The organism is Staphylococcus simulans, from assembly GCF_002994445.1.
Classification (GTDB): Bacteria; Bacillota; Bacilli; order Staphylococcales; family Staphylococcaceae; genus Staphylococcus; species Staphylococcus simulans_B.
In genome coordinates this window covers 409949-436730 of record NZ_MRZJ01000001.1, presented here as the reverse complement: position 1 = coordinate 436730, position 26782 = coordinate 409949, and the positions used below count along the sequence as shown (strand labels likewise).

27 protein-coding genes are annotated in these 26782 nt (G+C 35.9%); 10 read left to right on the top strand and 17 right to left on the bottom strand.

The annotated features are described in order from the left end of the window. Positions 1-10 precede the first annotated feature (10 nt). From C7N65_RS02290 to C7N65_RS02250, 9 genes are all read left to right on the top strand, one after another. Positions 11-1420 carry an anthranilate synthase component I gene (locus C7N65_RS02290; protein ID WP_105992847.1) on the top strand — a complete coding sequence of 470 codons (1410 nt, stop codon included), beginning with the start codon at positions 11-13 and terminating at the stop codon, positions 1418-1420. Then, positions 1417-2019: an anthranilate synthase component II gene (locus tag C7N65_RS02285; protein WP_105992846.1), complete on the top strand. Its 603-nt coding sequence runs from the start codon at positions 1417-1419 to the stop codon at positions 2017-2019. The genes C7N65_RS02290 and C7N65_RS02285 overlap by 4 nt, the downstream gene beginning before the upstream one ends. Further along, a complete protein-coding gene (trpD, locus tag C7N65_RS02280; protein WP_105992845.1) occupies positions 1985-3001 on the top strand; it encodes an anthranilate phosphoribosyltransferase in 1017 nt (338 codons plus the stop codon). Before C7N65_RS02285 ends, trpD begins: the two co-directional genes overlap by 35 nt. Beyond that, the gene (gene trpC, locus C7N65_RS02275; RefSeq protein ID WP_105992844.1) at positions 2985-3764 is read left to right on the top strand and encodes an indole-3-glycerol phosphate synthase TrpC; all 780 of its coding nucleotides are present in this window, start codon (positions 2985-2987) and stop codon (positions 3762-3764) included. The genes trpD and trpC overlap by 17 nt, the downstream gene beginning before the upstream one ends. A 1-nt stretch (position 3765) precedes the next feature. After that, positions 3766-4401 (top strand): phosphoribosylanthranilate isomerase, encoded by a 636-nt coding sequence (locus C7N65_RS02270; protein WP_105992843.1) that lies wholly within the window; start codon positions 3766-3768, stop codon positions 4399-4401. Further along, positions 4391-5620: a tryptophan synthase subunit beta gene (gene trpB, locus C7N65_RS02265; RefSeq protein WP_105992842.1), complete on the top strand. Its 1230-nt coding sequence runs from the start codon at positions 4391-4393 to the stop codon at positions 5618-5620. Before C7N65_RS02270 ends, trpB begins: the two co-directional genes overlap by 11 nt. After that, a complete protein-coding gene (gene trpA / locus C7N65_RS02260; protein ID WP_105992841.1) occupies positions 5613-6368 on the top strand; it encodes a tryptophan synthase subunit alpha in 756 nt (251 codons plus the stop codon). The genes trpB and trpA overlap by 8 nt, the downstream gene beginning before the upstream one ends. Before the next feature lie 299 nt (positions 6369-6667). Further along, complete coding sequence (locus tag C7N65_RS02255) at positions 6668-7924, top strand: aminoacyltransferase (protein ID WP_105992840.1); 1257 nt, start codon at positions 6668-6670, stop codon at positions 7922-7924. Between the two features lie 26 nt (positions 7925-7950). Further along, positions 7951-9210, top strand: coding sequence for an aminoacyltransferase (locus tag C7N65_RS02250; RefSeq protein ID WP_105992839.1), 1260 nt, complete (start codon positions 7951-7953; stop codon positions 9208-9210). A 90-nt stretch (positions 9211-9300) separates the two neighbouring features. Here C7N65_RS02250 and C7N65_RS02245 read toward each other — a convergent pair whose 3' ends face one another. From C7N65_RS02245 to C7N65_RS02195, 11 genes are all read right to left on the bottom strand, one after another. Beyond that, entirely contained in the window at positions 9301-9822 is a 522-nt protein-coding gene (locus C7N65_RS02245; protein ID WP_105992838.1) for an HdeD family acid-resistance protein, read from the bottom strand. Between the two features lie 252 nt (positions 9823-10074). After that, positions 10075-10398, bottom strand: a complete 324-nt coding sequence (locus tag C7N65_RS02240; RefSeq protein WP_158698091.1) for a hypothetical protein — start codon at positions 10396-10398, stop codon at positions 10075-10077. Positions 10399-10637: 239 nt separating this feature from the next. After that, positions 10638-11114 carry a DUF1640 domain-containing protein gene (locus C7N65_RS02235; protein ID WP_105992836.1) on the bottom strand — a complete coding sequence of 159 codons (477 nt, stop codon included), beginning with the start codon at positions 11112-11114 and terminating at the stop codon, positions 10638-10640. Positions 11115-11221: 107 nt separating this feature from the next. Next, a complete protein-coding gene (locus C7N65_RS02230; RefSeq protein WP_105992835.1) occupies positions 11222-11854 on the bottom strand; it encodes a hypothetical protein in 633 nt (210 codons plus the stop codon). Between the two features lie 63 nt (positions 11855-11917). Then, complete coding sequence (locus C7N65_RS02225) at positions 11918-12280, bottom strand: helix-turn-helix domain-containing protein (RefSeq protein ID WP_105992834.1); 363 nt, start codon at positions 12278-12280, stop codon at positions 11918-11920. A 1200-nt stretch (positions 12281-13480) separates the two neighbouring features. Further along, positions 13481-14176 (bottom strand): ABC transporter ATP-binding protein, encoded by a 696-nt coding sequence (locus C7N65_RS02220; protein WP_105992833.1) that lies wholly within the window; start codon positions 14174-14176, stop codon positions 13481-13483. Beyond that, positions 14163-14954, bottom strand: a complete 792-nt coding sequence (locus tag C7N65_RS02215; RefSeq protein ID WP_105992832.1) for an ATP-binding cassette domain-containing protein — start codon at positions 14952-14954, stop codon at positions 14163-14165. Before C7N65_RS02215 ends, C7N65_RS02220 begins: the two co-directional genes overlap by 14 nt. Next, positions 14947-15762, bottom strand: coding sequence for a nickel transporter permease (nikC, locus tag C7N65_RS02210; RefSeq protein WP_105992831.1), 816 nt, complete (start codon positions 15760-15762; stop codon positions 14947-14949). Before nikC ends, C7N65_RS02215 begins: the two co-directional genes overlap by 8 nt. Next, a complete protein-coding gene (nikB, locus tag C7N65_RS02205; protein ID WP_415918786.1) occupies positions 15759-16745 on the bottom strand; it encodes a nickel ABC transporter permease in 987 nt (328 codons plus the stop codon). The genes nikC and nikB overlap by 4 nt, the downstream gene beginning before the upstream one ends. After that, on the bottom strand, positions 16745-18229 hold the full coding sequence (gene nikA / locus C7N65_RS02200) for a nickel ABC transporter substrate-binding protein (RefSeq protein WP_105992829.1): 1485 nt from the start codon (positions 18227-18229) through the stop codon (positions 16745-16747). The genes nikB and nikA overlap by 1 nt, the downstream gene beginning before the upstream one ends. 206 nt (positions 18230-18435) lie before the next feature. Then, positions 18436-18783, bottom strand: coding sequence for a hypothetical protein (locus tag C7N65_RS02195; RefSeq protein ID WP_105992828.1), 348 nt, complete (start codon positions 18781-18783; stop codon positions 18436-18438). A gap of 181 nt (positions 18784-18964) precedes the next feature. On the opposite strand from C7N65_RS02195, the gene pepF reads away from it, so the two are divergent. After that, positions 18965-20773 (top strand): oligoendopeptidase F, encoded by a 1809-nt coding sequence (gene pepF / locus C7N65_RS02190; protein WP_105992827.1) that lies wholly within the window; start codon positions 18965-18967, stop codon positions 20771-20773. 90 nt (positions 20774-20863) lie between these two features. Here the strand turns inward: pepF and phoU are convergent, their stop codons facing one another. The 6 genes from phoU to C7N65_RS02160 form a co-directional block, all read right to left on the bottom strand. Next, complete coding sequence (gene phoU, locus C7N65_RS02185) at positions 20864-21511, bottom strand: phosphate signaling complex protein PhoU (protein WP_105992826.1); 648 nt, start codon at positions 21509-21511, stop codon at positions 20864-20866. Continuing rightward, positions 21511-22404, bottom strand: a complete 894-nt coding sequence (pstB, locus tag C7N65_RS02180) for a phosphate ABC transporter ATP-binding protein PstB (protein ID WP_234019039.1) — start codon at positions 22402-22404, stop codon at positions 21511-21513. Before pstB ends, phoU begins: the two co-directional genes overlap by 1 nt. Positions 22405-22454: 50 nt before the next feature. Further along, positions 22455-23387, bottom strand: a complete 933-nt coding sequence (gene pstA, locus C7N65_RS02175; RefSeq protein ID WP_105992825.1) for a phosphate ABC transporter permease PstA — start codon at positions 23385-23387, stop codon at positions 22455-22457. 1 nt (position 23388) lies between these two features. Next, a complete protein-coding gene (gene pstC / locus C7N65_RS02170; RefSeq protein ID WP_105992824.1) occupies positions 23389-24315 on the bottom strand; it encodes a phosphate ABC transporter permease subunit PstC in 927 nt (308 codons plus the stop codon). Between the two features lie 169 nt (positions 24316-24484). Next, on the bottom strand, positions 24485-25432 hold the full coding sequence (locus tag C7N65_RS02165) for a phosphate ABC transporter substrate-binding protein PstS family protein (protein WP_105992823.1): 948 nt from the start codon (positions 25430-25432) through the stop codon (positions 24485-24487). A gap of 418 nt (positions 25433-25850) precedes the next feature. Further along, positions 25851-26759, bottom strand: a complete 909-nt coding sequence (locus tag C7N65_RS02160; protein WP_105992822.1) for a S1 RNA-binding domain-containing protein — start codon at positions 26757-26759, stop codon at positions 25851-25853. Between the last annotated feature and the right edge of the window lie 23 nt (positions 26760-26782).

The following is a 26782-nucleotide window of genomic DNA, read 5'->3' as shown; positions in this document are numbered from 1 at the left end:
GATAAGAAAAATGGATGTAGTTTATGAAAGACTGAATGCTGATATTACCCCTGAAGCATTAGCACAATTGAAAGCACATAAAATCATCTTGGAAAGTGCAAGCCAAAATAAAACGAAAGGACGCTATTCAGTCGTGGCACTGGATATTTATGGAGAAGTGATTTTAACTGAGGATCAATTAGAAATTAAAACACCTTATGATACAACCATCACCTCTAATCATCCGTACGAAAAACTGAAAGACTTTGTACAAAGTTATTATTCAGAGGTAGAAGATGAGCAGTTGAAAGACTTGCCGTTTATTTCAGGATTTATAGGCTATTGCAGCTTTGACTTGGTGCGACATGAGTTTCCAGTATTAAAAAGAAGTGCTGTTAAAGATAAACCAGAACAAAACGATGTGCATCTGTACATGATAGAAGATGTTTACGTATTTGATCACTACAAAGAATATTTATATGTCATCTCAACGAATTTATTCTCAAAAGAAAATAAAATAGCCATCGAAGATAAGGTTAAAAAGCAAGTGGATTCACTTCAAAACATAAAATTATATCAACCGGATACATCTTTTGTGCCGATTCAAAAAGAAATAATTCCGAATATTCCTGATAATCAGTTTATTCAAACTATTTCGAAATTTAAACAGTTAATCACAGAAGGGGATATGTTCCAGGTTGTACCTTCAAGAATTTATCGTTACCAACATGGATTCGGTGATAAATTACATGCGTTATCTTATCAGCTATATCGTAAATTAAAACGACAAAACCCAAGTCCGTATATGTATTACTTGAATATTGATGAACCGATTATAGTAGGCAGTTCACCTGAAAGCTTTGTGAAAGTCAAAGGCAGTGAAGTAGTGACTAATCCGATTGCCGGAACTATTAAAAGAGGAAAAACACCGGAAGAAGACGAAGCTAATGCTAAACAGCTGCTGAGCGATGAAAAAGAATTAAGCGAACATAGTATGTTAGTCGATCTAGGCAGAAATGATATCCATCGTGTCAGTCAAACAGGCACATCAAAAATCGAACGTCTGATGGAAATCGAAAAGTACGAACATGTGATGCATATTGTCAGTGTGGTGACTGGTCAGTTAAAAGAGAAAATATCGCCGATGGATATTATCGCAAGTCTCTTACCAACTGGTACGGTGTCTGGTGCACCTAAGTTAAGAGCGATAGAAAGAATTTACGAAGCACATCCATATAAACGCGGAGTATACAGCGGAGGGGTCGGCTACATTAACTGCAATCACGATTTAGACTTTGCCTTAGCCATTCGAACATTGCTGATTGATGAAACATATGTTGATGTAGAAGCAGGATGCGGCGTTGTTTATGATTCCATTCCTGAAAAAGAGCTAGAAGAAACACGTTTGAAAGCTAAAAGCTTACTGGAGGTTACACCATGATATTGATTGTAGATAATTATGATTCATTCACTTATAACTTAGTAAACATAGTAGCAGGGTACGCAGATGTTGTTGTGAAATATCCGGACGATCCTACTGTTTATGACTTGCATCCTGACGCGGTGATTATTTCTCCGGGACCAGGACACCCAGAAGATACAGATGATTTATCGCGTATTATCAATCATTATCATGATTTGCCGATTTTAGGTATTTGTCTCGGTGCACAAGCCTTAACGTGTTATTACAAAGGCAAAGTGATACAAGGTGCTAGTGTATTGCATGGAAAGGTCGATACGATGCATCAAACACATGATTCTATTTTATACGAGGGTGTACCAAAAGATTTGAAAATCATGCGTTATCATTCACTGGTCAGCGATCCAGTTACGTTTCCCAAAGATTTAATCATTACAGGAGAGACTACAGATTGCATTCAGTCTTATGAACATAAAACTTATCCGCACTACGGCATACAATACCACCCAGAATCGTTTGCGACTGAACAAGGCGCAACCATAATTCATAACTTTATTAAATTAGTAGAGAAAGGGGCTAGCAGCCATGACACTTATTCAAAAAATTCAACAGCACAATAGTTTAACACAACAAGATATCCATGAATTTATTCAAACATTAATCCATCCTGATATTGACCAAGATACCAAAGCTGAATTACTGCGTGAATATACTGCTCGCCCCTTAAATCAAACTGAAGTGACTTATTTAGTTCAAGCAATGATACAAACGATGTATCCCATTCAACCGGTTTATCCCGGTGCGATGTGTGTATGCGGTACAGGCGGCGACAAATCTAATAGTTTCAACATTTCTACAACAACCGCATTTGTGGTTGCCTCAGCAGGCGTTAAGGTATTAAAACATGGTAACCGAAGCATTACATCCGCTTCCGGCAGCACTGACTTACTCAACAAAATGGGTATTGCAGGCACACAAGTTATAGATGCAGAAGCAAAAATGGATGAAATAGGTTTAGGTTTTTTAAATGCGACTGATACTTATCCAGTGATGAAACATATTCAACCCATCCGAAAAATGCTGGAAGGTCCGACAATCTTCAATATTTTAGGGCCTATGATTCATCCATTCAAATTAGATTATCAAGTTGTGGGTGTATACAACCCTGATTTTGTGAAAACAATGGCACAAACACTTTATGACTTAGGAAGAAAACGCGCAATCGTATTACATGGCGCAAACGGAATGGACGAGGCGACTTTATCAGGTGAAAACTTAATTTACGAAGTCAATCGAGATAAAGGCATTACCTCTTATCATTTAAGTGCACAGGATGTAGGGTTAACACCTGCAAGCAATGACACATTAAGAGGCGGAACACCTTCAGAAAATCTAGAAATTACACTCAATATTCTGAGTGGCAAAGATCATTCCAGCAAGCGCGATGTTGTCGTACTTAATGCAGGGATTGCCTTGTATACAGCAGAAAAAGCAGACTCGATTCAAGAAGGTGTCAAACTTGCACAACAACTCATAGACGAAGGAAAAGCCTTTGAACAATATAAAAAAACTGGGGGACAAGTGTATGACTATATTGGATGACATCGTAGCATATAAAAAAGAATTGTTGGCAGAAGGCTATTATGAAGATTTATTAAGAACACTGCCTGAAACAGATGTACGTTATAAAAAGAAGTTAAGCGAACGACTATCTGAACGAAGCCATCTCTCAGTCATTGCGGAAATCAAGTCTAAAAGTCCATCTGTTAAGAAGTTGCCGGAAAGAAATTTAACACAGCAAGTGAAAGACTATGAAACTTATGGTGCTCAGGCGATTTCAATTTTAACAGACGAATATTATTTCGGCGGCAGTTATGAACGTCTTAATCAACTGACACAGCAAACAACACTGCCTGTACTTTGTAAGGACTTCATGATTGAACCAATTCAAATCGATGTGGCACATCGAGCAGGTGCTTCAATGATTTTATTAATCGTTAACATCTTAGATGATCAGCAAATGCATGAACTTTATCAATATGCAAAAGCGTTGGATTTAGATGTTTTAGTAGAAGTCCATAGCAAACAAGAATTGGAAAGAGCCTATCAATTAGCACCAGAAATCATAGGTGTAAACAATAGAGATTTAACACGATTCGTAACAGATGTAGCACATACAAATGAAATTTTGGCAGATAAAAGAGAAGGTTTCTATTATATATCTGAAAGCGGCATCCATACACAATCTGATGTAGAAAAAGTTGTCGGTTCTGGTATTGATGGTGTACTTATCGGTGAATCGCTGATGAAATGTGATGACCTTTCGCAATTTTTACCTAGTTTGCAGCTGAAAAAGGAGCAGTAAAATGTTCTTAAAGTACTGCGGATTTCAAAATCAAAAAGATGTTGAACAGGCAATACAAAATGATATAGATGCAATCGGCTTTATTCATTATTTGAAAAGCAAACGCCATCAAAGTATCAGTGATATTGCTCAAATGACAAAAATCATACCTGATTCGATTCATAAAGCGGCAGTCGTTGTGAATCCGACAAAAGCCATTGTCTCGCGATTAATCAATGAAACTAATATAGATACCATTCAATTTCACGGCCATGAAGATACTGCACTGTTACGATGGTGCAGCAAACATTATCCAAACATCCAGATTTATAAGGCATTGCCGGCAGATACACATTTAGCAGAAACCATTGAAACATATCGTGCATATACTGATTTATTTATTATTGATACTCCTTCGATTCATTACGGAGGTACAGGTCAAACATTCGATTGGAATCAATTGAAACAATTGCCGGATATTCCTTACTTGGTTGCTGGCGGTATGGATTTAGAAAAGATTCAAGCATTCGAACAACTTGGAATCAAAGCAGCAGGATATGACATCGCAAGCGGCATTGAACAAGCTGGTCAAAAGGATGCACAAGCAATGAAAACAATATCAAATTATATTAAGGAGAGAGATAAAAATGACGCATAATACAACACAACCTATTCAAACAGAAGCAGATGCATTAGGATTTTTCGGAAATTACGGCGGCCGTTATGTTCCAGAAACGTTAATGCCGGCTATTCAAGAACTTAGACAAGCATACGAAGCAGCAAAAGAGGATCCGACTTTCCAAGAAGAGTTAGACGGTTATTTAAAAGATTATGTAGGGCGTGCAACACCATTAACTTTTGCTCAGTCTTATACAGAACAATTAGGCGGCGCAAAAATCTATTTAAAGCGTGAAGATTTAAACCATACAGGTGCACATAAAATCAACAACGCATTAGGCCAAGCACTATTAGCTAAACGTATGGGCAAAAAGAAATTAGTGGCTGAAACAGGAGCTGGCCAACATGGTGTAGCCAGTGCAACAGTCGCAGCACTCTTCGATATGGAACTTGTTGTCTTTATGGGAGAAGAAGATATCAGAAGACAAGCTTTAAATGTCTTTAGAATGGAGTTGCTAGGTGCGAAAGTTGTATCCGTGACAGAAGGTCAAGGTACACTTTCTGATGCGGTTAACAAGGCGCTGCAATATTGGGTCAGCCATGTGGATGATACGCACTATTTATTGGGTTCAGCATTAGGTCCTGATCCGTTCCCAACTATGGTACGTGATTTCCAAAGTGTTATCGGAAACGAAATTAAAGCACAAATCTTAGAAAAAGAAGGGCGATTGCCTGATGGTGTTGTCGCATGTGTAGGCGGCGGTTCAAACGCAATTGGCACATTTTATCCATTTGTCCAAGATAAAGATGTGAAATTATATGGTGTTGAAGCTGCAGGTGCAGGAGCATCAACAAGCAAACATGCGTTAGCTATCGGAAAAGGTTCAGTCGGTGTATTGCATGGTACAAAAATGTATCTGCTTCAAGATGAAGAAGGGCAAATCGGTTTAGCACACTCTATTTCAGCAGGTTTGGATTATCCGGGTATCGGACCTGAACATTGCTACTATCATGATATTGGTCGTGCCGAATATCCGAATGCTTCTGATGAAGAAGCGATGGAAGCATTAATCCGCTTTACAAAAGCAGAAGGGATTATTCCAGCAATTGAAAGTGCACATGCCTTGAGTTATGTAGAAAAATTAGCACCAAAGATGGATAAAGACGAGATAATCGTTGTAACAATTTCAGGCCGCGGAGACAAAGATATGGATACAATCCGCACTTATATGCAAGGAAGAGGTGGAGACCATGAGTAAATTATTTATTCCATACATTATGGGAAACAAAGATTTCATAGCTAACTTAAAAGTTCTGCAAGCAGAAGGTGCGGATATTGTAGAAATCGGTCTGCCATTCTCTGATCCGGTCGCAGATGGTCCGACTATTATGGAAGCTGGGCAACAGGCAATCAAAGAAGGTATGAGTGCGCGTAAAATATTAAAAGCATTAAAAGCACATAAAGAGGAATTGACTGAATCTCGTTATGTTTTGATGACATATTATAATGTTATTCTTCATTATGGAGAAGCACAATTTCTTCAAGACTGCGAAACAGCAGGAGTTTATGGTTTGATCATACCGGATCTGCCTTTTGAATTAGCTGAACAGTTTAAACAACGCTTTGAAAATCGAAAAGTGAAAATCATTTCACTCATTGCGATGACCGCTTCAAACGACCGTATTCAACATATCGCAGAACATGCAGAAGGATTTATTTACACTGTAACGATGAATGCAACAACAGGAGATAATGGCGGTTTCCATCCTGAGTTGAAAAATAAAATCGCATTGATTAAAGAACAAGCGGATGTCCCAGTAGTCGCAGGATTCGGCATCAGAACCAAAGCACAAGTTGCTGAAGTTTCCGGATTTGCTGATGGTGTGGTCATCGGCAGTGAAATAGTGAAACGATTTGCCGAAGATGACATAACATCAACGAGACAATATCTTAAAGACATCAGATCAGCACTAAACGAAAATGAAGAGAAAGCTGAATTAAAATAAATGCAAACGTATCAGAGTCAGAAATGACTCTGTTTTGCTTTGTGTACAGGGGTTTTGGTAACTATCTGAAGGGAGAGCATGTTATGATAGTAAAGCAAGGGAATTTAGGGAACGCTATTTTAAACTAACCAGAATAGTTGTAAGAAAGTACTATCTTACTTAACATACATAATAAAGAAACAGATACAGAGGTTTCAATTTTAGTTTTCGTTTTGGGTATTGTATAATAATGAAGATTGAAATTAGAAATTAGAAGCAAAATAAAAGATAGAGAATACAAATTAGGAGTTATTGAAATTATGAAGTTTACCAATCTAACTACAGCTGAATTTGGAGAATTTACAGATAAAATGCCTTATAGCCATTTTACACAAATGGTTGGCAATTATGAGTTAAAAGTTGCAGAAGGTACTGAAACACACTTAGTAGGTGTTAAAGATAATGATGACAATGTTATCGCAGCATGTTTACTCACAGCTGTGCCAGTGATGAAGTTCTTTAAATATTTCTATTCAAACCGCGGCCCGGTTATTGATTATGAAAATAAAGAATTAGTTCATTACTTCTTTAGAGAACTTAAAAAATATGTGAAACAATATAATGCGTTGTATTTGCGTGTCGACCCGTATTTACCTTATCAATATCGCAATCATGACGGGGAAATTACAGGTAATGCAGGAAATGATTGGATTTTCGATAAGATGGCACAACTCGGCTACGAACACCAAGGCTTTACAACAGGATTCGATCCGATCATTCAAATTCGTTTCCACTCAGTATTAGATTTAAAAGACAAAACACCGCAAGACGTATTAAAAGGTATGGACAGCTTGCGTAAGCGTAATACTAAAAAAGTAAAACGCAACGGTGTCAAAGTACGTTTCTTAGGGGAAGATGAAATGCATATTTTCCGTAAGTTTATGGAAGATACTGCAGAAGCGAAAGATTTCGATGATCGTGAAGATGACTTCTATTACCATCGTTTAAAACATTATAAAGACCGTGTGCTTGTACCGTTAGCTTATATTGATTTCGAGGAATATATCAATGAGTTGAATTCTGAAGAGAAGAATCTAGAAAAAGAAATCAATAAAGCGGAGAAAGATTTAAATAAAAATCCTGATAATCAAAAAGCAGCACGTAAGAAAGAAAACTTGGAGCAACAGTTGAAAGCGCATCACCAAAAAGTTGCTGAAGCGCGCGACTTGCAGCAGAAACATGGTAATGAATTACCGATTTCAGCAGGCTTCTTTATTATCAATCCATTTGAAGTAGTGTATTACGCAGGCGGAACATCTAATGAATACCGTCATTTTGCAGGCAGCTATGCAGTACAATGGGAAATGATTAATTATGCGATTCAACACGGTATCAACCGCTATAATTTCTACGGTATCAGCGGTCATTTCACAGAAGATGCTGAAGACGCAGGAGTAGTTAAGTTCAAAAAAGGATTTAACGCAGATGTGATTGAGTATGTAGGAGACTTTATTGCACCTATTAATAAGCCAATGTACAAACTCTATACAACATTGAAGAAAATTAAAGATAGATAAACATAAGGTAGAAGGGAAATAAAGAAATGAAATTTACAGAGTTGACAGTTAAAGAATATGACAATTTTGTGCAGAATCCATCACTCGAAAGTCATTATTTCCAAACAAAGGAAAACATCGGAACTAGAGAGGCAGATGGTTTCGAAGTTGTGTTACTTGGAATTAAAGACACTGACAATCGTGTCGTAGCAGCAAGTTTATTTTCTAAAATTCCAACGATGGGCAGTTACGTATATTATTCAAACCGCGGACCTGTGATGGATTACAGTGATTTAGGTTTGGTTGAGTTTTACTTGCGCGAGTTAGAGAAGTACTTGCGCCAGCATCAATGTTTATACGTTAAAATAGACCCTTATTGGATTTATCAAATCTATGATAAAGATGTTAATCCACTGCCGGACAGTACTAAAAATGACGCGATTGTGAACTTGTTCAAATCACATGGTTATCACCACCATGGCTTCACAACAAAATACGATACATCAAGCCAAGTACGTTGGATGGGTGTTTTAGATCTAAAAGATGAAACACCGGCATCGCTTAAGAAACAATTCGACAGCCAACGTAAACGTAACATTAATAAAGCTATTAATTATGGCGTTAAAGTGAGATTCTTAGGTGAAGACGAATTAGATAAATTCTTTAAACTTTACCGTGAGACAGAAGAGCGTGCAGGCTTTGTTTCTAAAACAGACGAGTACTTTAAAAACTTTATTGAACATTACGGTGATAAAGTACTTATTCCATTAGCTTATATTGATTTAGATGAATATATTACATCATTACAAGAATCACTCAATGACAAAGAAGGTCGTCGTGATCAAATGATGGCGAAAGAAAATAAATCAGATAAGCAATTGAAGAAAATCTCTGAGTTAGATAAACAAATCGAACATGACCAAAAAGAATTGCTTAAAGCAAGCGAATTACGTCAAACAGACGGATCCGTATTAGACTTAGCTGCTGGTGTTTACTTTGCGAATGCTTATGAAGTGAATTATTTCTCTGGCGGTTCTTCAGAGAAATATAACCAATACATGGGACCTTATATGATGCATTGGTATATGATTAATTACTGCTTCGAACATGGTTATGATCGTTATAACTTCTATGGTTTATCAGGAGACTTCACTGAAGATAGTGAAGACTATGGTGTATATCGCTTCAAACGCGGTTTCAATGTTCAAATCGAAGAATTAATCGGAGATTTCTATAAACCAATCCAAAAAGTAAAATACTGGATTTTCAACACATTGAATAATATCCGTCAAAAAGTAAAAAAATAGTTAGTAAGGATTAGAGTACTAACTAAAGTTAATTAAAAAGCGCGCTTTCTTCAAAATTATGAGGAAAGCACGCTTTTTATTATGATTAAATTAGTGTGCAAATGCATCGAAGATATAGTTAAGTCCGATTAAGAGGAAAGTGATACCCACAAAGAAAGCGATTAAATAAGCACCTATAAATGGGTTGAACAGCAAGATGATACCTGCGATAATACCAATGATATTAACGAGTATTGAGAAAAAGTGATATACGTTATTCGTACGCTCTGCTGGTGTCACAGTGAAGATACCTAATATAGAAGCAAAGATAAACCAGAATGCAAGCATATACACGATCGCGACTTGGCCGATATCAGTAAAAACTATGAACAAAATACCGAAAATAATATTTAGAATACCAAGTATCATTAACCATCCGCTAGAAACCCCAACAAAGGATTTAGTTAAACGTCTGAATAATAATTCCGCAATCCCATTAAAAATGAAGAAAATACCAAATAACCAAGTGATGACTGCTAAGTTTTTCATAGGGAAGCTTACGCTCAAAATACCAATTAATGAGAATAATAAGCCGATGATTACACTTGACCATCTAATGTGATTTGTAGACAAATTCTCGCACCTCTTTCATGAAATATATACAATAGTATATAACCTTTAGCAAAAAATTGTGTGTTAAACGCTTATAAATAGATATAAAAAGGTGATAATCAACAAAATAAGTGAATTGTATAATAGAAGGGGGGTTATAGTAAATATAAACAGGAATTTTAATACCTAAATCAACACCCATGACCTTAATGCTTGAGGGGTAGTTTAAATAGGTGTTTCAACTGCAATTTGTGCGAAATAGTCTTTTCCTTTTCAGGTGATACGCAACGTTCCTAATTTACTGGCTTTTTCAATTATATTTCTTTCGTAGTCCGAAATGTGAGCCTTAATTTCAATTATTTGAGACTTGCCCTTTACAATAAATGGAACGCTTATACTTGTATGATTAATTGTATAGTTTTGGTTATTCCATACAATAATAGGTCTTTTTAAAACGGGTATCTTTTGATATTGTGTTTTCTTGGCTTGTTTAAAAACTGACTTAGCATCTCTAATTGCTTGATTCTTGACACTGTTGTTTAAAGGTACATGAATATGCTTGGTGGTTTTCATTGTTTCTGTCTGTACTTCAACCATTTCAGCAACGAGTGTATTAACGGTATCAATATATAAGTGTGAAGATTATTTGATTAATTCTAGTTGTTTTTTGTTAGGATCTAAAATGATTTTAACTATCATTGCTTGGCTCAAAGTTGTCACCTTTTTTCTTTAGTTTTATACATAGTGTTTGATTGTTTCGCTAGAAGCATTTCCTGCCGTTAATAATGGAAGAGAAAATATGCGACTTTAAATAAGTGTATAATGAAGAAAAAACATTATATGAAATAAGTTAACACACCGAGAACGACCAAAATCATGCTGAGCATTGTTGTGATGAGCCATTTGAATTGAGTATTCGAATTTTTTTGGAAATCATCAAATTTAGTTTCAAGCTTAGTCATTCTACCGTCTAATGTATTAAATTTATAGTCAAACTTTCTATCAAGTGTGTTAAAACGTTCATCAATCTTAGCATCAAGTGTGTTAAAGCGTTCATCAATCATAGCATCAAGTGTATTAAAGCGTTCATCAATCTTAGCATCAAGTGTATTAAAGCATTCATCTATTTTAGTATCCAGTGATTGATGAATATCATTTACTTTTGCGTCTAATGCATCAATTTTTTCATTTAAATTCATAAATTGACTATCAATACGCTTTTCAAATTGAATAAATTCATTGCGGGTTACAAATATCGCAAATAATTCTTTATAGTTTTGAGGAAGTGGTAAGAGGGCGTGTTGTGAATTCATGTGGGTTCATCCTTTCAATCCAATGAGAGTGGAATTTGTATATTTTAAAGTATCTTAAATCTACTTATATATCATAGTCTTACATTTTTAGTTATATATTTGTTAATTTATTTGATGAATAAATTAACAAGACCTATGATAATGGGAATAGTTGGTATTGCTGCTAAAATAGTAGTGATTAACCATCGAAATTGTGTTTGTGTTTCCTTTTGAAAATCATCAAGGGTTGTTTCAATTCTTCCAAATCTTTTTTCGTGATTATTTAAGGCTACTTCAATTTTTTCAAAATGGGTATCAACAACATCGAAACGTGAATCAACAGTTTCAAAACGTGCATCAACATAGTCAAAGCGTTTATCAACAGCATCAAAGCGTGAATCGACAGCATTGAAACGTGAATCAACAGTTTCAAAACGTGCATCAACGTAGTCAAAGCGTTTGTCAACAGCATCAAATCGTGTGTCAACAGCATCGAAACGTGAATCAACGGAATCAAATCGTGTATCAACAGAAACAAAGCATGTATCAACAGCATTAAATCGTGGATCAATTGTATCAAATCTGTGATTCATTTCACTACGCAGTGACTCAAACTTGATATTAAACTCTTTATGCAAACTTTCGAATTTATTATCAATGCGCTTTTCAAATTGGATAAATTCTCTTCTTGTCATAAAAATTGAGAAGTAGTCCCAATTATTTGGGGGAACAGGGGGCATGAATGCATTTTGTGAGGTCATAGATGTTCAATCCTTTCGGTTATTTTAAAAAGTATAATGAGGAGTAAGGCAAAAAGAAATGAGTTAGTTAGCAATATCATTCATGGAATACTTATTTAGTTTTTTCTCTATTAAGAATTCAGTATATTCAGTTAAATTACGCTTGATTTTTTCTTGAATATTTTGATTTAAATGATGCCAATCGTCACTATTATCTATATCTAATTGTATGAATGAATTAGAAGCACTGCTGTTGGATCTTCCTATTAGTTCATCTAAACTGACATGGTACCAATCCGCAATTTTAATAAGCGTACGCAAATCAGGCGTTCTATGATTTTGCTCATAACCTGCATAGGTCGTATTGGCAATATGCAAAGCGTTTGCTACTTCTTGTTGCGTTAATTTATGATTCATGCGCAGTTTTTTCAAAGTGTCTGCTAACATAGTATCAGCTCCTTAAACATAATATATACTCATGACGCGTAAATAGCAAGCTGTATTTATACAGTTTGTAGTGGTATAAGCAGTATATCTGATGTTTTAAGTACGCATATAGCGTAATTAATTGCTATTGATAAAAGCATTATGCATCATAAGTTTAGAATGTATGAAAAACAGTGCTTAATATGTTTAGTCAGCAAAAGATGTCAATAAGTATATCAATAGAAAGTGCATTTAAATTCCAATAGATATATTATGTAAACTAAAGTGGATTATAATTATAGACCTTTGCGGTTAAGGACATTTAGAATTCAATGATTATGATACATTCATGCTGATTTCTCTAACATTCTAAAAATTAGTATGCTGAGAGAGCGTCTGTATTGCATTGAGAAATTATTTTATGGACAATCATACAATTAACGCTAGTGATAATTTGCAGTATATAAGCAATTTTATAGTATAGTGATATTCGGACTTTATAAATAATGATCACATGGCTTAATGAAAATAACTAATGCTGAGAGAGCCGCTGAGATGCAGCGAGCATTACATATAATGGATAATTACCAGTGGCGTATAGCTGTAATTGGTAATTGAAGCTGATGATTAAGATTTAGGAATATAATTTTAATTACAAGCTTAGATTAAATATTAGCATGTTTATAACGATTGAGGTTACTGAGATAATTGTGAATCAGATCTGAGCATTCAAATGAACATATAAATGAATCGCTAATGGTAACTAAAACATTGTAAGTCAGTAACTTATAACAGATGTCAAAAATGGGCATGAAACCGAGGTAGCTATATGTAATTGTTATTTTCGTTCTTTTAGTTTACATAATATATATTATAGGAAGTTACGTATTGAGCAGAAGAAGTGCCTTTTACCTATACTCTCTCATATATGTTTGTATAAATCTTGCTGTGGTTTTTAATTCATATACTGCAGCTTTGTTACGTGATTCAAATTTAGGAATAAAAGTTCTGACTTCTGAACCAAAATACGTATTTTATGTATTTCATTTCGGACATATTTGCAGTTATGAAGTTTAACGATACTGATTACAGGCATAATTTGAGTTGAATATTAGAAACCGTATATAGAGATCTTAATTAGAGATTTTAGTTTACATAATCCAAGATATTAAAATAAAATATCCGGATGGCCTTTTGCCTCCGGATATATGTGACTATGATTTAGTTTTCATCATAAGCTTGGATAAGTTCTTTTGTATATGCATGACGTGTTGACGCAAATAAATCTTGTGTATTGAAATCATCAACAATATGACCGTTTTGTAATACAATCATGCGATCGACAATCTGATTCAGCATGGCGATATCATGTGAAATAATTACCATTGTAGTTTGCTGCTGATGATGAATGGCTTTTAATTGTGAAATGAGCTTTTGTTCAGCAACAACATCTAAGCTCGATGTAATTTCATCGCAAATCAATACATCCGGCTGCAACATAACTGTTCTAAGGACATTAAATCGCTGTAATTGTCCCCCGCTGACTTGATCTGGATAACGCTCTAATAGTCTTTGTTCGAGGTTTAATTGTTTCATCAACGGCAATACTATCGCATCAAAGGAGGATTCAGCATGTGCATAGTATTTTAATGGTTCTTTCAATGATGCTTTGAGTGTTAATTTCGGGTTAAAGCTTTGTGTAGCTTGCTGGAAAATCGGTAAAACGCGGTCAGTATTAACATCAATGACGCCTTGATCCGGCCGCAAATCGCCAAGGATTAAATTCATTAATGTGGATTTTCCTGAACCTGATTCACCAATTACTCCAATCAGTTCACCTTTTTGAATATTTAAACTGATATTGTGCAAGACATTTTGTTTATCATACGCAAAACTCAGATGTTTAATTTTGATCATGCACATCATCCTTTCTGACTAAACGGCTTCTCGAATTTAATAGTTGCTGTGTATAAGGATGTGTCTGCCCTTCTCTGAAATGCTTTAAAGCACCGCTTTCAATAATCGTACCGTTTCTTATTACATTAATAGTATCCGCATACTGTATGACATGGGTTAAGTTATGTGTAATCAGCAGTAATGTGGTATCGTGTTCCTCTGCCAGATGTTTAATCAACTTCATAATACGTTGTCCATTCAATACATCTAATGATGCGACAGGTTCATCCGCGATAATCAAATCCGGTTCTAACATTAAGACACTGGCAATATATAGACGTTCCAGCTGTCCGCCTGATAACATAAAACGGTATTTTGACAGTATTTCTGTATGCTCTAAATTGACCCAACTCAGTGCTTTTTTGATTTGGCTGAGTGCTTCTGGTTTAGAAACTTTATAATGCGTGCGATAAATTGCGACGAGTTGTTTGCCGAGTAATGTATGTTGTGTAAAGCTGTGTGCGTAATCTTGTGAGATATAACCGATTTTATGGCCTAATAAGTGCTTAAATGCAGTGACAGGTTCGCCTTTAAATAGAAACTGATCATAACTGACATGCAGATTTGAAGGAGTTTGACCAATCAATGTACTTGCGGTCAAACTTTTACCCGAACCGCTTTCTCCAATCAACACATTCACTTGCCCTTCATTGACAGTAAGATTTAAGTGATTAATCAATGTGTGTTGTGAATTGTCGGTGATATTCAAATTTTTAATTTCCATTAATGCTTCAGCCATGAATATCCCTTCTTTCTGCTATTTTGTCACGTAATGCATCGCCTGCCAAATTGAATAATAAGATAGTAATTGAAATCAGTGCAGCAGGTGCTAATAACATAATAGGATGTTCTGTAAAGAAATCTCTGCCTGCAGCTAACATAGCGCCCCATTCTGGTGAAGGCGGTTGTGCACCTAAACCTAAGAAAGATAAAGATGAAATATAGAGAATGATTTTACCGATATCTACTATCATTAAGACAATTAATGAAGGCACAACTTGCGGTAATAAGTGTTTGAAAATAATGATATAACCAGGCGTATGGAAATAACGCGCCAGTTTGATATAGTTCTTATTCATCTCAGTATTAACAATTGCACGTGTGACACGTGTATACGTCATCCAATTAATGATAGTAATCGCAATTACCAAATTCCAAATACTTGGTTTAAAGAAACTGGCAAATGCAATCATAAATACAAAGTCAGGTATACCTAATCCGATATCGATGATACGCATAATAATCGTATCTATCCAGCCTTTGCGATAACCGGCAATCAAACCTAATGGCACACCGATAAGTACAATCATGCAAATTGTAAGTAACGTGATTGCCAATGTATAGCGCGCACCGATTACAAGACGTGCAAATAAATCTCTGCCATAATCATCTGTACCTAAGAGGTGCTTCAAACTTGGTCCTTCTAAAGCTTCATTTAAATGTACAGTCAATGCTTGGGATGTTGAAACAGTAAACTGCAAGATGATAAGCAATATTAAATAGGCGCCAAAAACATAAAAGATGCTGTTCTTTTTCGTTAATTTCATAATTGCTTCACGCGCCCTTCTGCTTTCTTCTTCCATAACGGCTTGTGTTTTAAATGCTGATAACGTTGTGTCGGATCTAAGAATAAAATAATGATGTCCGCTATTGTATTACCGATAACAACAAAAGCACCTATCATCAATACAGCACCTTGTACAACTGGGTAATCTCTAGAACGAATACTTTCTACTAAAAAGTAACCGATGCCAGGAATATCAAAAAGGTTTTCAATAACAACCGAACTGCCGATCAATCCGCCAATCGACATCCCTATAATTGAAATAACCGGGATTAAAGCAGGTTTGAAAATGTCTTTAAACAAAATATAGCTTTCAGACATTCCCCGAGCACGAGAAGCTTTTACTTCTCTGCTTCTATATAAATCAATCAGTGTCGAACGCATCAATCTTATGTGATAAGCACTCAATCCTATGCTTAATGCAATAATCGGCATGATATAACCTGCAGGTGTATCAATACCAGCTGCAGGAAGAATTTCAAGTTTCTGTGCGAACACATAAATGAACAACATCCCTAAGAAAAATGACGGGATACTGACAAACGCTGAAGTTACAACACGAATCACACGATCAATCCATGTATGGTAATATACTGCAGCCAGTGTTCCTAGTGTTAATGACAGTACGAGTGTAATAAATAACGTCCCAAATGCGATCATCAATGTCGGCGGTGTAAAGTAAATCAATTCACTCAGCATAGGTTCTTGTGTCTGTATACTTGTGCCGAAGTCTAGATGCAGGATATGTGAAAACCATGTCCACCATTGCACAAGTAAAGGCTGATTCAATCCGAGTTGTGCTTTAGTTTGTTCGATTTGCTCAGATGAAACATTCGCAACATCTAAATGAAGCAATTTATTCACCGGATCTCCTGGCGACAATTTCATTAAAATAAACGTAATAGTAGAAAGGACAAACAATACTAAGATCATTTGTCCTATTCTAGATAGAATTTGTTTAATTATCATTCTTGCTTATCCACCTTTTCATCTATTAAATAGATGTCTTCTGGTGAAACTTTCACATGCTCGACCTTTTGATTCATAGCGCTGATTTGGTCGTTATATGTGATATAACTATTCGGAATATCTTGTTTAGAGACTTTCAGGATTTCATTTGTTAAACGGTCGCGTTCATTTTTATCTACAGTATGATTCAACTGTTCGATTAACTGATCTACTTGTGCGTTATGGTAAGCCCCTTTATTTACAGCACCGCCTTTTTTATAGGCCATATTAAAGAAGTAACCGCTATCTCCTCGAGGGTATGTGCCAAAGCTGTACATAGAAGCATCCCAGTCTTTTTTGTTTTGCAAGAAGCCTTCTATATCATCAACGTTTTGTATCTTGATATTGATATGTGCTTGTTTTGCATCAGATTGAATCACTTGCAGAATTTTTGTTAATTCTGGACGTCCTGAATAGGATGATATACGCAAGGCTAATGGTTTTTTATCAGAGTAGCCTGCTTTTTCCATTAATTTTTTAGCCTTTTCAATATCTTGCGATGGTACAGATTTATCTTGAATGAAGTCTAAATTTGTATTGAATGGTCCGTTTGCTGGTTTGGCATAATTATGAGCAACCTTTTGAGTGATTTGTTTGCGGTCAATCACTGCATCAAGTGCCGCTCGAACGTCTTTCGTCATTTTCTTGCTCGTATGGTTATAAAGCAATAAAGAAGTTCTGTAACCGGATGTTGTTTCAAGTTTCGCTTTATCCGATTTTTTCACAGATTTGATTTTATCTGTAGGCACATCTTTTGTTAAATCTGTTCTGCCAGATAATACATGGTCGGTACGTGCGCTGCCGTCTTCGTTAAATGTGACTTTGATTTGTTTGAGTTTCGGCTTGCCATGCCAGTAATCTTTATTTTGACTTAAGTTGATTTGCTGCGTACGTTTAAAGTCTTTGATGGCATAAGGTCCTGTACCTACAGGTGTTTGTTTGATATCTGTATCTGCTTTTGTATCATAGACAGCTGTAAATGGACTTGCGAGTTCTGAAACAAGTTCCGGATAAGCTTCTTTGGTTTGAATTGTAACTTCTTGCCCATTAGCCTGAATAGATTTTATCGGCAATGTAGCTTTCAGCAGCTCACTCTTTTTCAAGCCTTGTTCTAAGCTGCTTTTGACAGCTTCCCCTGTCAGCTTATGTCCATTTTGGAATTTAATATTGTCTTTTAAAGTCAACTTCAATGTGTCATCAGAGGGTTGTTCATATGTTTTTACTAAAAGCGGTTGGATTTCCCCTTTAGCTGAAGTTTTAAATAAGGTTTCAGCTGCCCCTACTGTAACTGGAACATCAGTATCATAAGGTGCGAGTGTAGTAGTTTTTAATGGAAGTTCTACATTTAATTGATCCGTATTCGAAGCGGAATGTCCTCCGCTGTTGCTGCATCCTGAGAGCAGCAGTGCGCATACGGCTAGTGAAGAAAATAACTTTTTCATGGCGACATCTCAGATGAAATCATGATATGTAATAGACTTGCGCTATTGACTGAGATGCTGTTCACTTCCTTTCTCTCTCTATGTTAATTTACTGCTCAATTATAATACTTCATCAATAATTTTGAAAGCAAGTTAGTTGATGTTGCATAAGAATGCAAAATAAAACAAGCCTGTAATATACCAGACTTGTTAAAGAATACAAATTGTTATTTATTTCTGCGGAATCTATGAAATCGCGAATCTCTCTCTTCTTGCTCGCGCAGTTCCTTCTGCATGCGTTTTTCTAATCTGCGGCGTCTGAAATCGCGTGTGAAATACCAAATCAAGAAACTTTCAATCAAACTGATAATGGCCATAAATGCAGCATAGCCTAATAACGGCTGATAAGTAATCTTAGTAAAGTTTGGTATAAAGAATGCAAGTACGCCTAGTACAATAAAGGTAAAGACTGCAGGTGCTACCCATTTGCCTAAAGCTAATCCACCAAAAGCAGTAATGATGAGTACTAGTGCAATCGTTATCCATAGAAAGTTCGGCATATCAAAAATCGTCATAATCTAACTCCTCTCAATTCAATCGAATGAGAATTCAATCGTCTATCTTATTAATATTGTACAGTAAAGTGTTAAGAACGTGAATTAAAAGACAATGGGCACCAGATGCGTTCATATCTTGCTTGATGTATACTTTATTATATAAACTTATATCAAATATTATTTGCAGGGGGAATTCTATATGAGCCAAGGATTACCATTAAGAAAAGATGTTCCTAAGCAAGAGAAATGGGATTTATCCGATCTGTTTGAGAATGACGAAGTATTCTATCAAACACTAGACAAAGTTTTACAAGCAACAGCAGCATTTAATGAATCTTACGAAAATCAACTTGCTTCAGTCGAACAAGTAAAAGCAGCTTTACCTGAATTTGTGGAGCTCTTAGTTCAAATCGATCGTTTAGGCAATTATGCTGAAATGCGTTTAAGTGTGGATACTACTGATACGGATGGACAAAAGCTCAGTGCGAAACTCAGCACTTCATATGGTAAAATTGCAAGTCAGCTTGCATTTGTGGAATCAGAGATTTTAGCGTTATCTGATGAACAGCTCGATACATTAATAGCAGAAACACCTTATCCGCATTACCTTACAAAATTAAAACATCGCAAACCTTATCAACTCTCTTATGAAGTTGAAAAGACACTTGCTTCATTATCACCGACATTCAGTGCGGCTTATGATATGTACGGTATCACTAAAATGCTGGATATTCATTTTGAACCGTTTGAAGTAGACGGCCAAACTTATCCGTTAGACTACCCTACTTTCGAAAATGAATATGAAGATAATCCAAATACAAAATTCAGACGCAAAAGTTTCAAATACTTCAGCGATGCATTGCGTAAATATCAAAATACAACAGCAGCAATTTATAATACACATGTACAACAAGAGAAAATTGAAGCGGACTTAAGAGGTTACGATTCAGTTATTGATTATTTATTAGAAGAACAAGAAGTAACAAGAGAAATGTATGACCGTCAAATCGATGTTATCATGAGTGATTTGGCACCGGTAATGCAGCGCTATGCTAAATTGCTTCAAAAAGTACATGGCTTTGATCATATGAAATTTGAAGACTTGAAAGTATCGATTGACCCTGATTTCGAACCTGAAATATCAATCGAAGATTCTAAGCAGTATATTTATAATGCTTTAGGTATTTTAGGCGATGATTATCTTAAAATGGTACAAGCAGCTTATGAAGATCGCTGGATTGATTTTGCTCAGAATAAAGGCAAAGAAACAGGCGCATATTGTGCCAGTCCATTTGCTTCTCATAGTTATGTCTTTATTTCATGGACAGGCAAAATGAATGAAACCTTTGTGCTTGCACATGAATTAGGACATGCGGGCCACTTTAATCTTGCGCAGCAGCACCAAAACTTCTTAGAGTCAGAGGCTTCTATGTACTTTGTAGAAGCACCTTCTACAACTAATGAAATGTTAATGTCGAATTATCTCTTCAAAAACAGCGATGATCCGAAATTCAAACGCTGGGTAATCGCCTCTATCATATCCAGAACGTATTATCATAATATGGTTACACACTTATTAGAAGCCGCATATCAAAGAGAAGTTTACCGTTTAGTGGATCAAGGCGAATCATTAACTGCACCTGTGTTAAATGAAATTACGCGCAAAGTCTATCAAGACTTCTTCGGAGATGCTGTGGAAATTTCTGAAGGTGCAGAATTAACTTGGATGCGTCAACCGCATTATTACATGGGGCTTTATTCTTACACATATTCAGCTGGTTTAACTATCGGTACAGTAATGTCTCAACGTATTAAAAATGAAGGTCAGCCGGCAGTTGAAGATTGGTTGAATACACTTAAAGCAGGCGGAAGTTTATCGCCGGTTGATTTAGCAAAAACAGCTGGTATCGATATTACAACAGATGCGCCGCTGCGTGAAACAATCAGTTATATCAGCAGCCTCGTAGATGAGTTAGAATCTTTAACAAAAGAAATTGAACAAGCATAGTCAAATTATTGAATAGAATATAAGCATAAAAGAACAGGGATACTGCCGGAGTAAGCAGTATCCCTGTTTGTATTTGAAAGTTGTTTATTTTTAGATATAAGATTCGTAAGTTTCGCCTGTAATATAGTAATAAATATTTTCAGCGATATTTGCGATATGATCTCCCATTCGTTCTAAGTGTCTCGCTGCTAAATGTGCTTGACCAGCTACGAATGGATCATTATCAATCAGATAAGTCGTATTGACGATATCTTTATATAGGTCGTCAATGTCTTTATCTCTTTCGATGATTTCAAGGATAAGCGTAACGTCTTTATTTTTAAAGGCCGTATCTAAATCCTTTAACATGAGTAAAGCTAAGTCCCCCATTGTTTTTAGACGTGTCAAAATGTAATGGTCAGTAATTTTAACACGTTTGCGGATCTTCGCAATGCTTGCTGCATTATCTCCGATTCGCTCGAATTCTGATGCAATTTTAAGTGCTGCAATCATCATTCTTAAATCTGTCGCAATAGGTTGTTGTTTCGTAATCAGCATAATTACTTTTTCGTTAATTTCATCTTCTAATTGGTTAATATCTAAGTCACGTTTAATGATTTGACGTGCAAAGTTGCGATCATCTTTGTTTAATGATTGCACTGCACTGTCGATACTGTAGTAGACTTTAACCCCAAGATTGTGCAAATCTTGGATTAAGTCTTTTAACTGCTCTTCGTAATGCTGACGAATAACTGTCATTAACCGAAACGTCCTGAGATATAGTCTTCTGTTTGTTTGTCAGAAGGATTAGAGAAGAGCTTGTCAGTATCATCATATTCATTAACGTAACCATTTAAGAAGAATGCTGTTTTGTCTGAAATACGTGCTGCTTGTTGCATGTTATGCGTTACCATGATGATTGAGTATTGTTCTTTTAATTCTTGAACTAATTCTTCAACTTTTAAAGTTGAGATTGGGTCAAGTGCTGATGTTGGTTCATCCATTAGGATAACATCAGGCTCAATAGCTAAACATCTAGCGATACATACACGTTGTTGCTGACCACCTGATAAACCATATGCGTTTTGGTGTAATCTGTCTTTTAATTCATCCCAAATTGCTGCGCCGCGTAATGATTTTTCTACGATTTCATCTAAGACTTTTTTGTCTTTGATACCGTGAATTTTCGGTCCGTAAGTGATATTGTCATAAATTGATTTAGGGAATGGGTTCGGTTGTTGGAACACCATACCTACGTTTGTACGTAATTTTTCAACAGATTGTTTGCTGCTGAAAATGTCGTTGCCGCGGTAAAGGATTTTACCAGCAGTTTTTACAACAGGTACAAGTTCAACCATTCTATTTAATGTTTTAATGTAAGTAGATTTACCGCAACCTGAAGGTCCGATAATTGCAGTTACATTATTTTCTAAAATATCTAAGTTGATATTTTTTAATGCGTGGTTGTCGCCATACCATAAATCTAAATTTTGTGTAGAGTACACGATTTCTTTAGATTGCTGAGCAATACCTGAATCGTGCGGCTTAACATTTGCTTCGACAGTAATATGGTTGTCATTTTCATGTCCTTGCAACTCTTTGTTAAGTTCTGCCTTGTCTTGTCCTTGTTTTTTGTCTTGAACTTTATCCATGTTTCAAAACTCCTTTGCTAAAAATATTCGTGAGCTTTTTAAGTGTTGACTTAATATTTCTTACTGAATTTATTTCTTAAGAAGATAGCTAATCCGTTCATTGCTAAAAGCAATACAAGTAATACGATGATACCTGCTGATGCAACGTGCTGGAATGCTTCTTGCGGTAATTTTGCCCAGTTGTAAATTTGGATCGGCATTGCTTGGAATTGGTCGAAAATGCCGCTTGGTAATTTTAATAAGATCGTTGGAATACCGATTAAGATTAATGGTGCTGTTTCACCTAATGCACGAGATAACGATAAGATGAATCCTGTTAAGATACCAGGTAAGGCAGCTGGTAATACAATTCTGTAGATTGTTTGCCATTTGTTACCGCCTAGTCCATAACTTGCTTCACGTACTGATTTAGGTACTGCACGAATCGCCTCTTGGCTTGATACGATAATAACCGGCAAGATCAGTAATGACATTGTCAATGCTGCTGCTAAAACTGATTTGCCTAATGATAAAGCTTCAATTCCCATACCACGTACGAAGATAGTAAGACCTAATAAACCGAATACGACTGAAGGTACACCTGCTAAGTTTGAAATACTGATTTTCACAAAGCTTGTGAAAGCATTGTCTTTTGCATACTCTTCAAGATAAATCGCTGTACCTACACCTAAAACAATTGAGATAGGAATGATAGTAATCATTAACCATAAAGTTCCGACTAATGCACCTTTAATACCAGCCATTGTTGGCATTGAAGACGAGAAGTTCGTAAAGAATGATGGTTTTAAGAATGGTACACCTTTAATTAACGTATCTATTAATAATGCTGCTAATACGACTAAACCAATAAGTGTACAAGCAAAGAATACCCATTTCAGTACTTTGTTTGTAGTTAAACGAGATGATAGTTTCTTTTCAACTTGCTGTTGATTGACAAGCGCTCTGCTATTTCCTGTGCTATTTGTAGTTGTTGTACTCGCCATCTTAATACTCCTCCCTGAAACGTTTTGAAATCCATTGAGAGATTAAATTCATTACTAGTGTGAAGAGGAAGAGTGTGAACCCTACTGCATAAATACTGTAATAAATATCAGAACCGAACGTAGCATCACCTGTTGCTACTTGTACGATATAACCTGTCATTGTTTGGATTGAACCAGTTAATTTAAATGTTGAGTCTGGTGTAGAACCTGCGGCTAAAGATACGATCATTGTTTCACCGATTGCTCTTGAAATCGCTAATACGATTGAAGCAACAATACCAGAGATAGCTGCCGGTAATACGACTTTAGTTGATACTTCGAATTTTGTTGCGCCTAAACCTAACGCACCTTCACGGATTTTGTTCGGTACAGAAGCCATTGCATCTTCACTTAAACTTGTGATTAACGGGATAATCATAACCCCTACTACAAGCCCTGGTGAAATTGAGTTAAAGCTTCCGAGCTCTGGGAAAATCGAACGTAACAATGGTGTTACGAAAGTTAATGCGAAGAAACCGAATACGATTGTCGGAATCCCTGCTAAAATTTCAAGAACTGGTTTAATGATTTTACGCATTCTGTCTGTTGCATATTCGCTAAGGTAAATTGCTGCGCCTAATCCGATCGGTACTGCAAATAATGTTGCAATTACTGTAACTTTCAAAGTACCTAAGATTAATGCCCAAATACCATATTTAGGACTGCTTGAGAATGGGTTCCATTCTTTAGTGAATAAGAATTCTGTGATTGAAACACGTGTGAAAAATGTAATTGTTTCTGTTAATAGAGTGAAGAGAATACCAATCGTTGTTAAAATCGATATGACTGCGATAATCGCTAAAATAATTGGAACGAATTTATCACTGAAGCCTTTTTTCTTTCTTTGGTTGTTGGCAATCATCTCTCTCACATTTTGTTGAGATTTCATAATCCTTTCTTCCTTCCCTTGGAAAAATAATAAGTTATTCTAAATTAAATTGTGTATTAGTATTTTTAAACAAGTCCACCCGAGACACAGCTCGGGTGGACAAGTGCATATTGAGTGTAAGATATAAAATCTTACTGCTTATTGATGTTCAACTTGAGTAGTGCTGTGATTATTTAGTTGATTCTTCTAATTTTTTAAGTTGCTCATCATAAGTTTTTTCAGGTAATGCTACGTAACCAGCTTTTTCTGCTGATTTACCTTTATCTTCTAATACGAATTTAATGAATGTGCTGAATGCTTTGTTGTCTTTTAATTTTTTGTCGCTAGTGTAGATGTATAAGTCACGGCTTAGAGCGTAAGATCCATCTTGGATAGTTTTCTTAGTAGGCTCGATTGATTTACCGTCTTTACCTTTGATTTTAACTTCTTTTAATGAGTCTTTGTTTTGTTCGTAGAAGTTGTAACCGAAGTAACCAACACCATTTTTATTGTTTTTAACTGATTGTACGATTACGTTTGTATCAGCGTTTTTCTCAGCTTTGATATCTTGTTTGTTCATAACTTCTTCACTGAAGAAATCGTAAGTACCATGTGATTGGTCTGGTGAGAATGCTTTGATTTCTTTTGCAGGGAATTTAGGGTTTACATCTTTCCAAGTTTTAGCTTGACCAGAATAGATTTTTTTCAATTCATCTACAGTTAATTCTTTAACGAAGTCGTTGTCTTTGTTAACTGCGATTGTTACGCCGTCTTTAGCAATTTTCCATTCTGTGTATTTGATGCTTTTCTCTTCTAATTTCTTTTTCTCTTCTGGTTTGATTGGTCTTGAAGCGTTTGAGAAATCAGTTTCGCCAGCGATGAATTTTTCAAAACCGCCGCCAGTACCAGAAGTACTTGATGAAACTGTAACGTTCGGATATTTTTGAGCAAATTTCTCATTTAAAATTTCAATAATTGGTCCTACAGTTGAAGAACCGTCGCCTTTTACTTCGCCTTTTACTTCTTTGTCCTTGCTTCCGCCACCGTCGCTGCTTCCGCCGTTACTACCGTTGCCACATGCGCCTAATAATAATGAAGCTCCAATTACTGTAGTACCTAAAACTTGCCATTTTTTCATGATAAGAAATCCTCCTAAAAATAAACATTTGAGCGTTAAGAGTTATGTGTGCTCAAGCTGTATGTAATTACTTTCAACACCTATATTACATATGGATTGTTAATTACAAATAGAGGAATTGTAAATAAATCATTAATGCGAACGAATTTTAAATTTACAATCTTTACAAAGTTAACAAACGGCTCATAAACCTTGTCATAACAACGTTTTAATATTTCGTTAATATTACTTTCATAAAAGCTCAACGCGAATTTCATCAAAATTTTTTTGGAAAAATTTGCGTTTGCCTAGAAATTATCTTGATAAGATCCGTATATATCGCAGAAGATATGATTTTGAGGGCTTTTTTTACAGAGGTGTTACAACAAAAAGAAAAAACTAGGATACGATTACCCTAGTTTTTAACACCTTACATATTTTATTGTTCTTCTGATTGGGCAATTGCTTCGCCTTTTTTCGTTAAGCTGATTTTACCTGTTTCAATATCAATGATTTTCTTCTTATATAAATGACCGATTGCACGTTTGAATGCACCTTTGCTCATATTGAAAACTTCTTTGATAGCTTCAGGGCTGGATTTATCCCAAAACGGCAGCTCGCCATCATATTCTACTAATAGGTCAAAGATGACTTGGCCATCGTCATCTAAACGTTCATGCGCAAACGGCAAGAATGATCCGTTCAGTTCGCCTTTTTCATTGTGCCCGATGATTCGTACTTCAACAGCTTCCCCTAATCTCGGTTCTGCTTTTCTTTCACTTTCGTGCACGAAAATTTTGTATCCGTCTTTAGAAAGTAAGAAACTCCCTATTTTTAATACACGGTACGGTCTTGCTTCTACCATTTGGTTTTGCATTGAGTCATCATGAATCGGCGTGTACATTTGGCTGACAATAGTTTCTGATGCAAGTCGAGCAAACATTTGCTTTTCACTGTCGATTCTTAGTGTTGCTAAAACATAGTCGCCGTTTTGAGGCCATAGTGATTTTACTTTTGGAAGGTCTTCCCAAGGGATTAATACTTCTCTAGGCAATCCTGCATCTACTTTTGCGCCGTCGCGGTCTGTTTTTAATACTTTGACATAGTCATATTTTGTAGTTGTGATGTCCGGCATGTTTTGTGTCGCAAATAAATCGCCGGAACGGTTAGGATAAATGAAGAAACTGTATTCCTCACCTATTTCTAATTCATCTTCTTCATTTACTTCTGATTGATTCAGTTTTACTTCTTCGCCATTCGGGCCTTCTAATTGGTAAGTTGAACCGTTCAAACCTGCTACTTTGAGAAATTCAATTGATCCAATAATATCGTTATCTTTTAAAGCCATAATAACTCCTTCCACTTTCTGTA

What these genes read in the sequence shown, in the direction of transcription:
- C7N65_RS02290 (WP_105992847.1), top strand. Translation starts at nt 11, where the DNA reads ATGGATGTAGTTTATGAAAGACTGAATGCTGATATTACCCCTGAAGCA.
- C7N65_RS02285 (WP_105992846.1), top strand. Translation starts at nt 1,417, where the DNA reads ATGATATTGATTGTAGATAATTATGATTCATTCACTTATAACTTAGTA.
- trpD (WP_105992845.1), top strand. Translation starts at nt 1,985, where the DNA reads ATGACACTTATTCAAAAAATTCAACAGCACAATAGTTTAACACAACAA.
- trpC (WP_105992844.1), top strand. Translation starts at nt 2,985, where the DNA reads ATGACTATATTGGATGACATCGTAGCATATAAAAAAGAATTGTTGGCA.
- C7N65_RS02270 (WP_105992843.1), top strand. Translation starts at nt 3,766, where the DNA reads ATGTTCTTAAAGTACTGCGGATTTCAAAATCAAAAAGATGTTGAACAG.
- trpB (WP_105992842.1), top strand. Translation starts at nt 4,391, where the DNA reads ATGACGCATAATACAACACAACCTATTCAAACAGAAGCAGATGCATTA.
- trpA (WP_105992841.1), top strand. Translation starts at nt 5,613, where the DNA reads ATGAGTAAATTATTTATTCCATACATTATGGGAAACAAAGATTTCATA.
- C7N65_RS02255 (WP_105992840.1), top strand. Translation starts at nt 6,668, where the DNA reads ATGAAGTTTACCAATCTAACTACAGCTGAATTTGGAGAATTTACAGAT.
- C7N65_RS02250 (WP_105992839.1), top strand. Translation starts at nt 7,951, where the DNA reads ATGAAATTTACAGAGTTGACAGTTAAAGAATATGACAATTTTGTGCAG.
- C7N65_RS02240 (WP_158698091.1), bottom strand. Translation starts at nt 10,398, where the DNA reads ATGGTTGAAGTACAGACAGAAACAATGAAAACCACCAAGCATATTCAT.
- C7N65_RS02235 (WP_105992836.1), bottom strand. Translation starts at nt 11,114, where the DNA reads ATGAATTCACAACACGCCCTCTTACCACTTCCTCAAAACTATAAAGAA.
- C7N65_RS02230 (WP_105992835.1), bottom strand. Translation starts at nt 11,854, where the DNA reads ATGACCTCACAAAATGCATTCATGCCCCCTGTTCCCCCAAATAATTGG.
- C7N65_RS02225 (WP_105992834.1), bottom strand. Translation starts at nt 12,280, where the DNA reads ATGTTAGCAGACACTTTGAAAAAACTGCGCATGAATCATAAATTAACG.
- C7N65_RS02220 (WP_105992833.1), bottom strand. Translation starts at nt 14,176, where the DNA reads ATGATCAAAATTAAACATCTGAGTTTTGCGTATGATAAACAAAATGTC.
- C7N65_RS02215 (WP_105992832.1), bottom strand. Translation starts at nt 14,954, where the DNA reads ATGGCTGAAGCATTAATGGAAATTAAAAATTTGAATATCACCGACAAT.
- nikC (WP_105992831.1), bottom strand. Translation starts at nt 15,762, where the DNA reads ATGAAATTAACGAAAAAGAACAGCATCTTTTATGTTTTTGGCGCCTAT.
- nikA (WP_105992829.1), bottom strand. Translation starts at nt 18,229, where the DNA reads ATGAAAAAGTTATTTTCTTCACTAGCCGTATGCGCACTGCTGCTCTCA.
- C7N65_RS02195 (WP_105992828.1), bottom strand. Translation starts at nt 18,783, where the DNA reads ATGACGATTTTTGATATGCCGAACTTTCTATGGATAACGATTGCACTA.
- pepF (WP_105992827.1), top strand. Translation starts at nt 18,965, where the DNA reads ATGAGCCAAGGATTACCATTAAGAAAAGATGTTCCTAAGCAAGAGAAA.
- phoU (WP_105992826.1), bottom strand. Translation starts at nt 21,511, where the DNA reads ATGACAGTTATTCGTCAGCATTACGAAGAGCAGTTAAAAGACTTAATC.
- pstB (WP_234019039.1), bottom strand. Translation starts at nt 22,404, where the DNA reads ATGGATAAAGTTCAAGACAAAAAACAAGGACAAGACAAGGCAGAACTT.
- pstA (WP_105992825.1), bottom strand. Translation starts at nt 23,387, where the DNA reads ATGGCGAGTACAACAACTACAAATAGCACAGGAAATAGCAGAGCGCTT.
- pstC (WP_105992824.1), bottom strand. Translation starts at nt 24,315, where the DNA reads ATGAAATCTCAACAAAATGTGAGAGAGATGATTGCCAACAACCAAAGA.
- C7N65_RS02165 (WP_105992823.1), bottom strand. Translation starts at nt 25,432, where the DNA reads ATGAAAAAATGGCAAGTTTTAGGTACTACAGTAATTGGAGCTTCATTA.
- C7N65_RS02160 (WP_105992822.1), bottom strand. Translation starts at nt 26,759, where the DNA reads ATGGCTTTAAAAGATAACGATATTATTGGATCAATTGAATTTCTCAAA.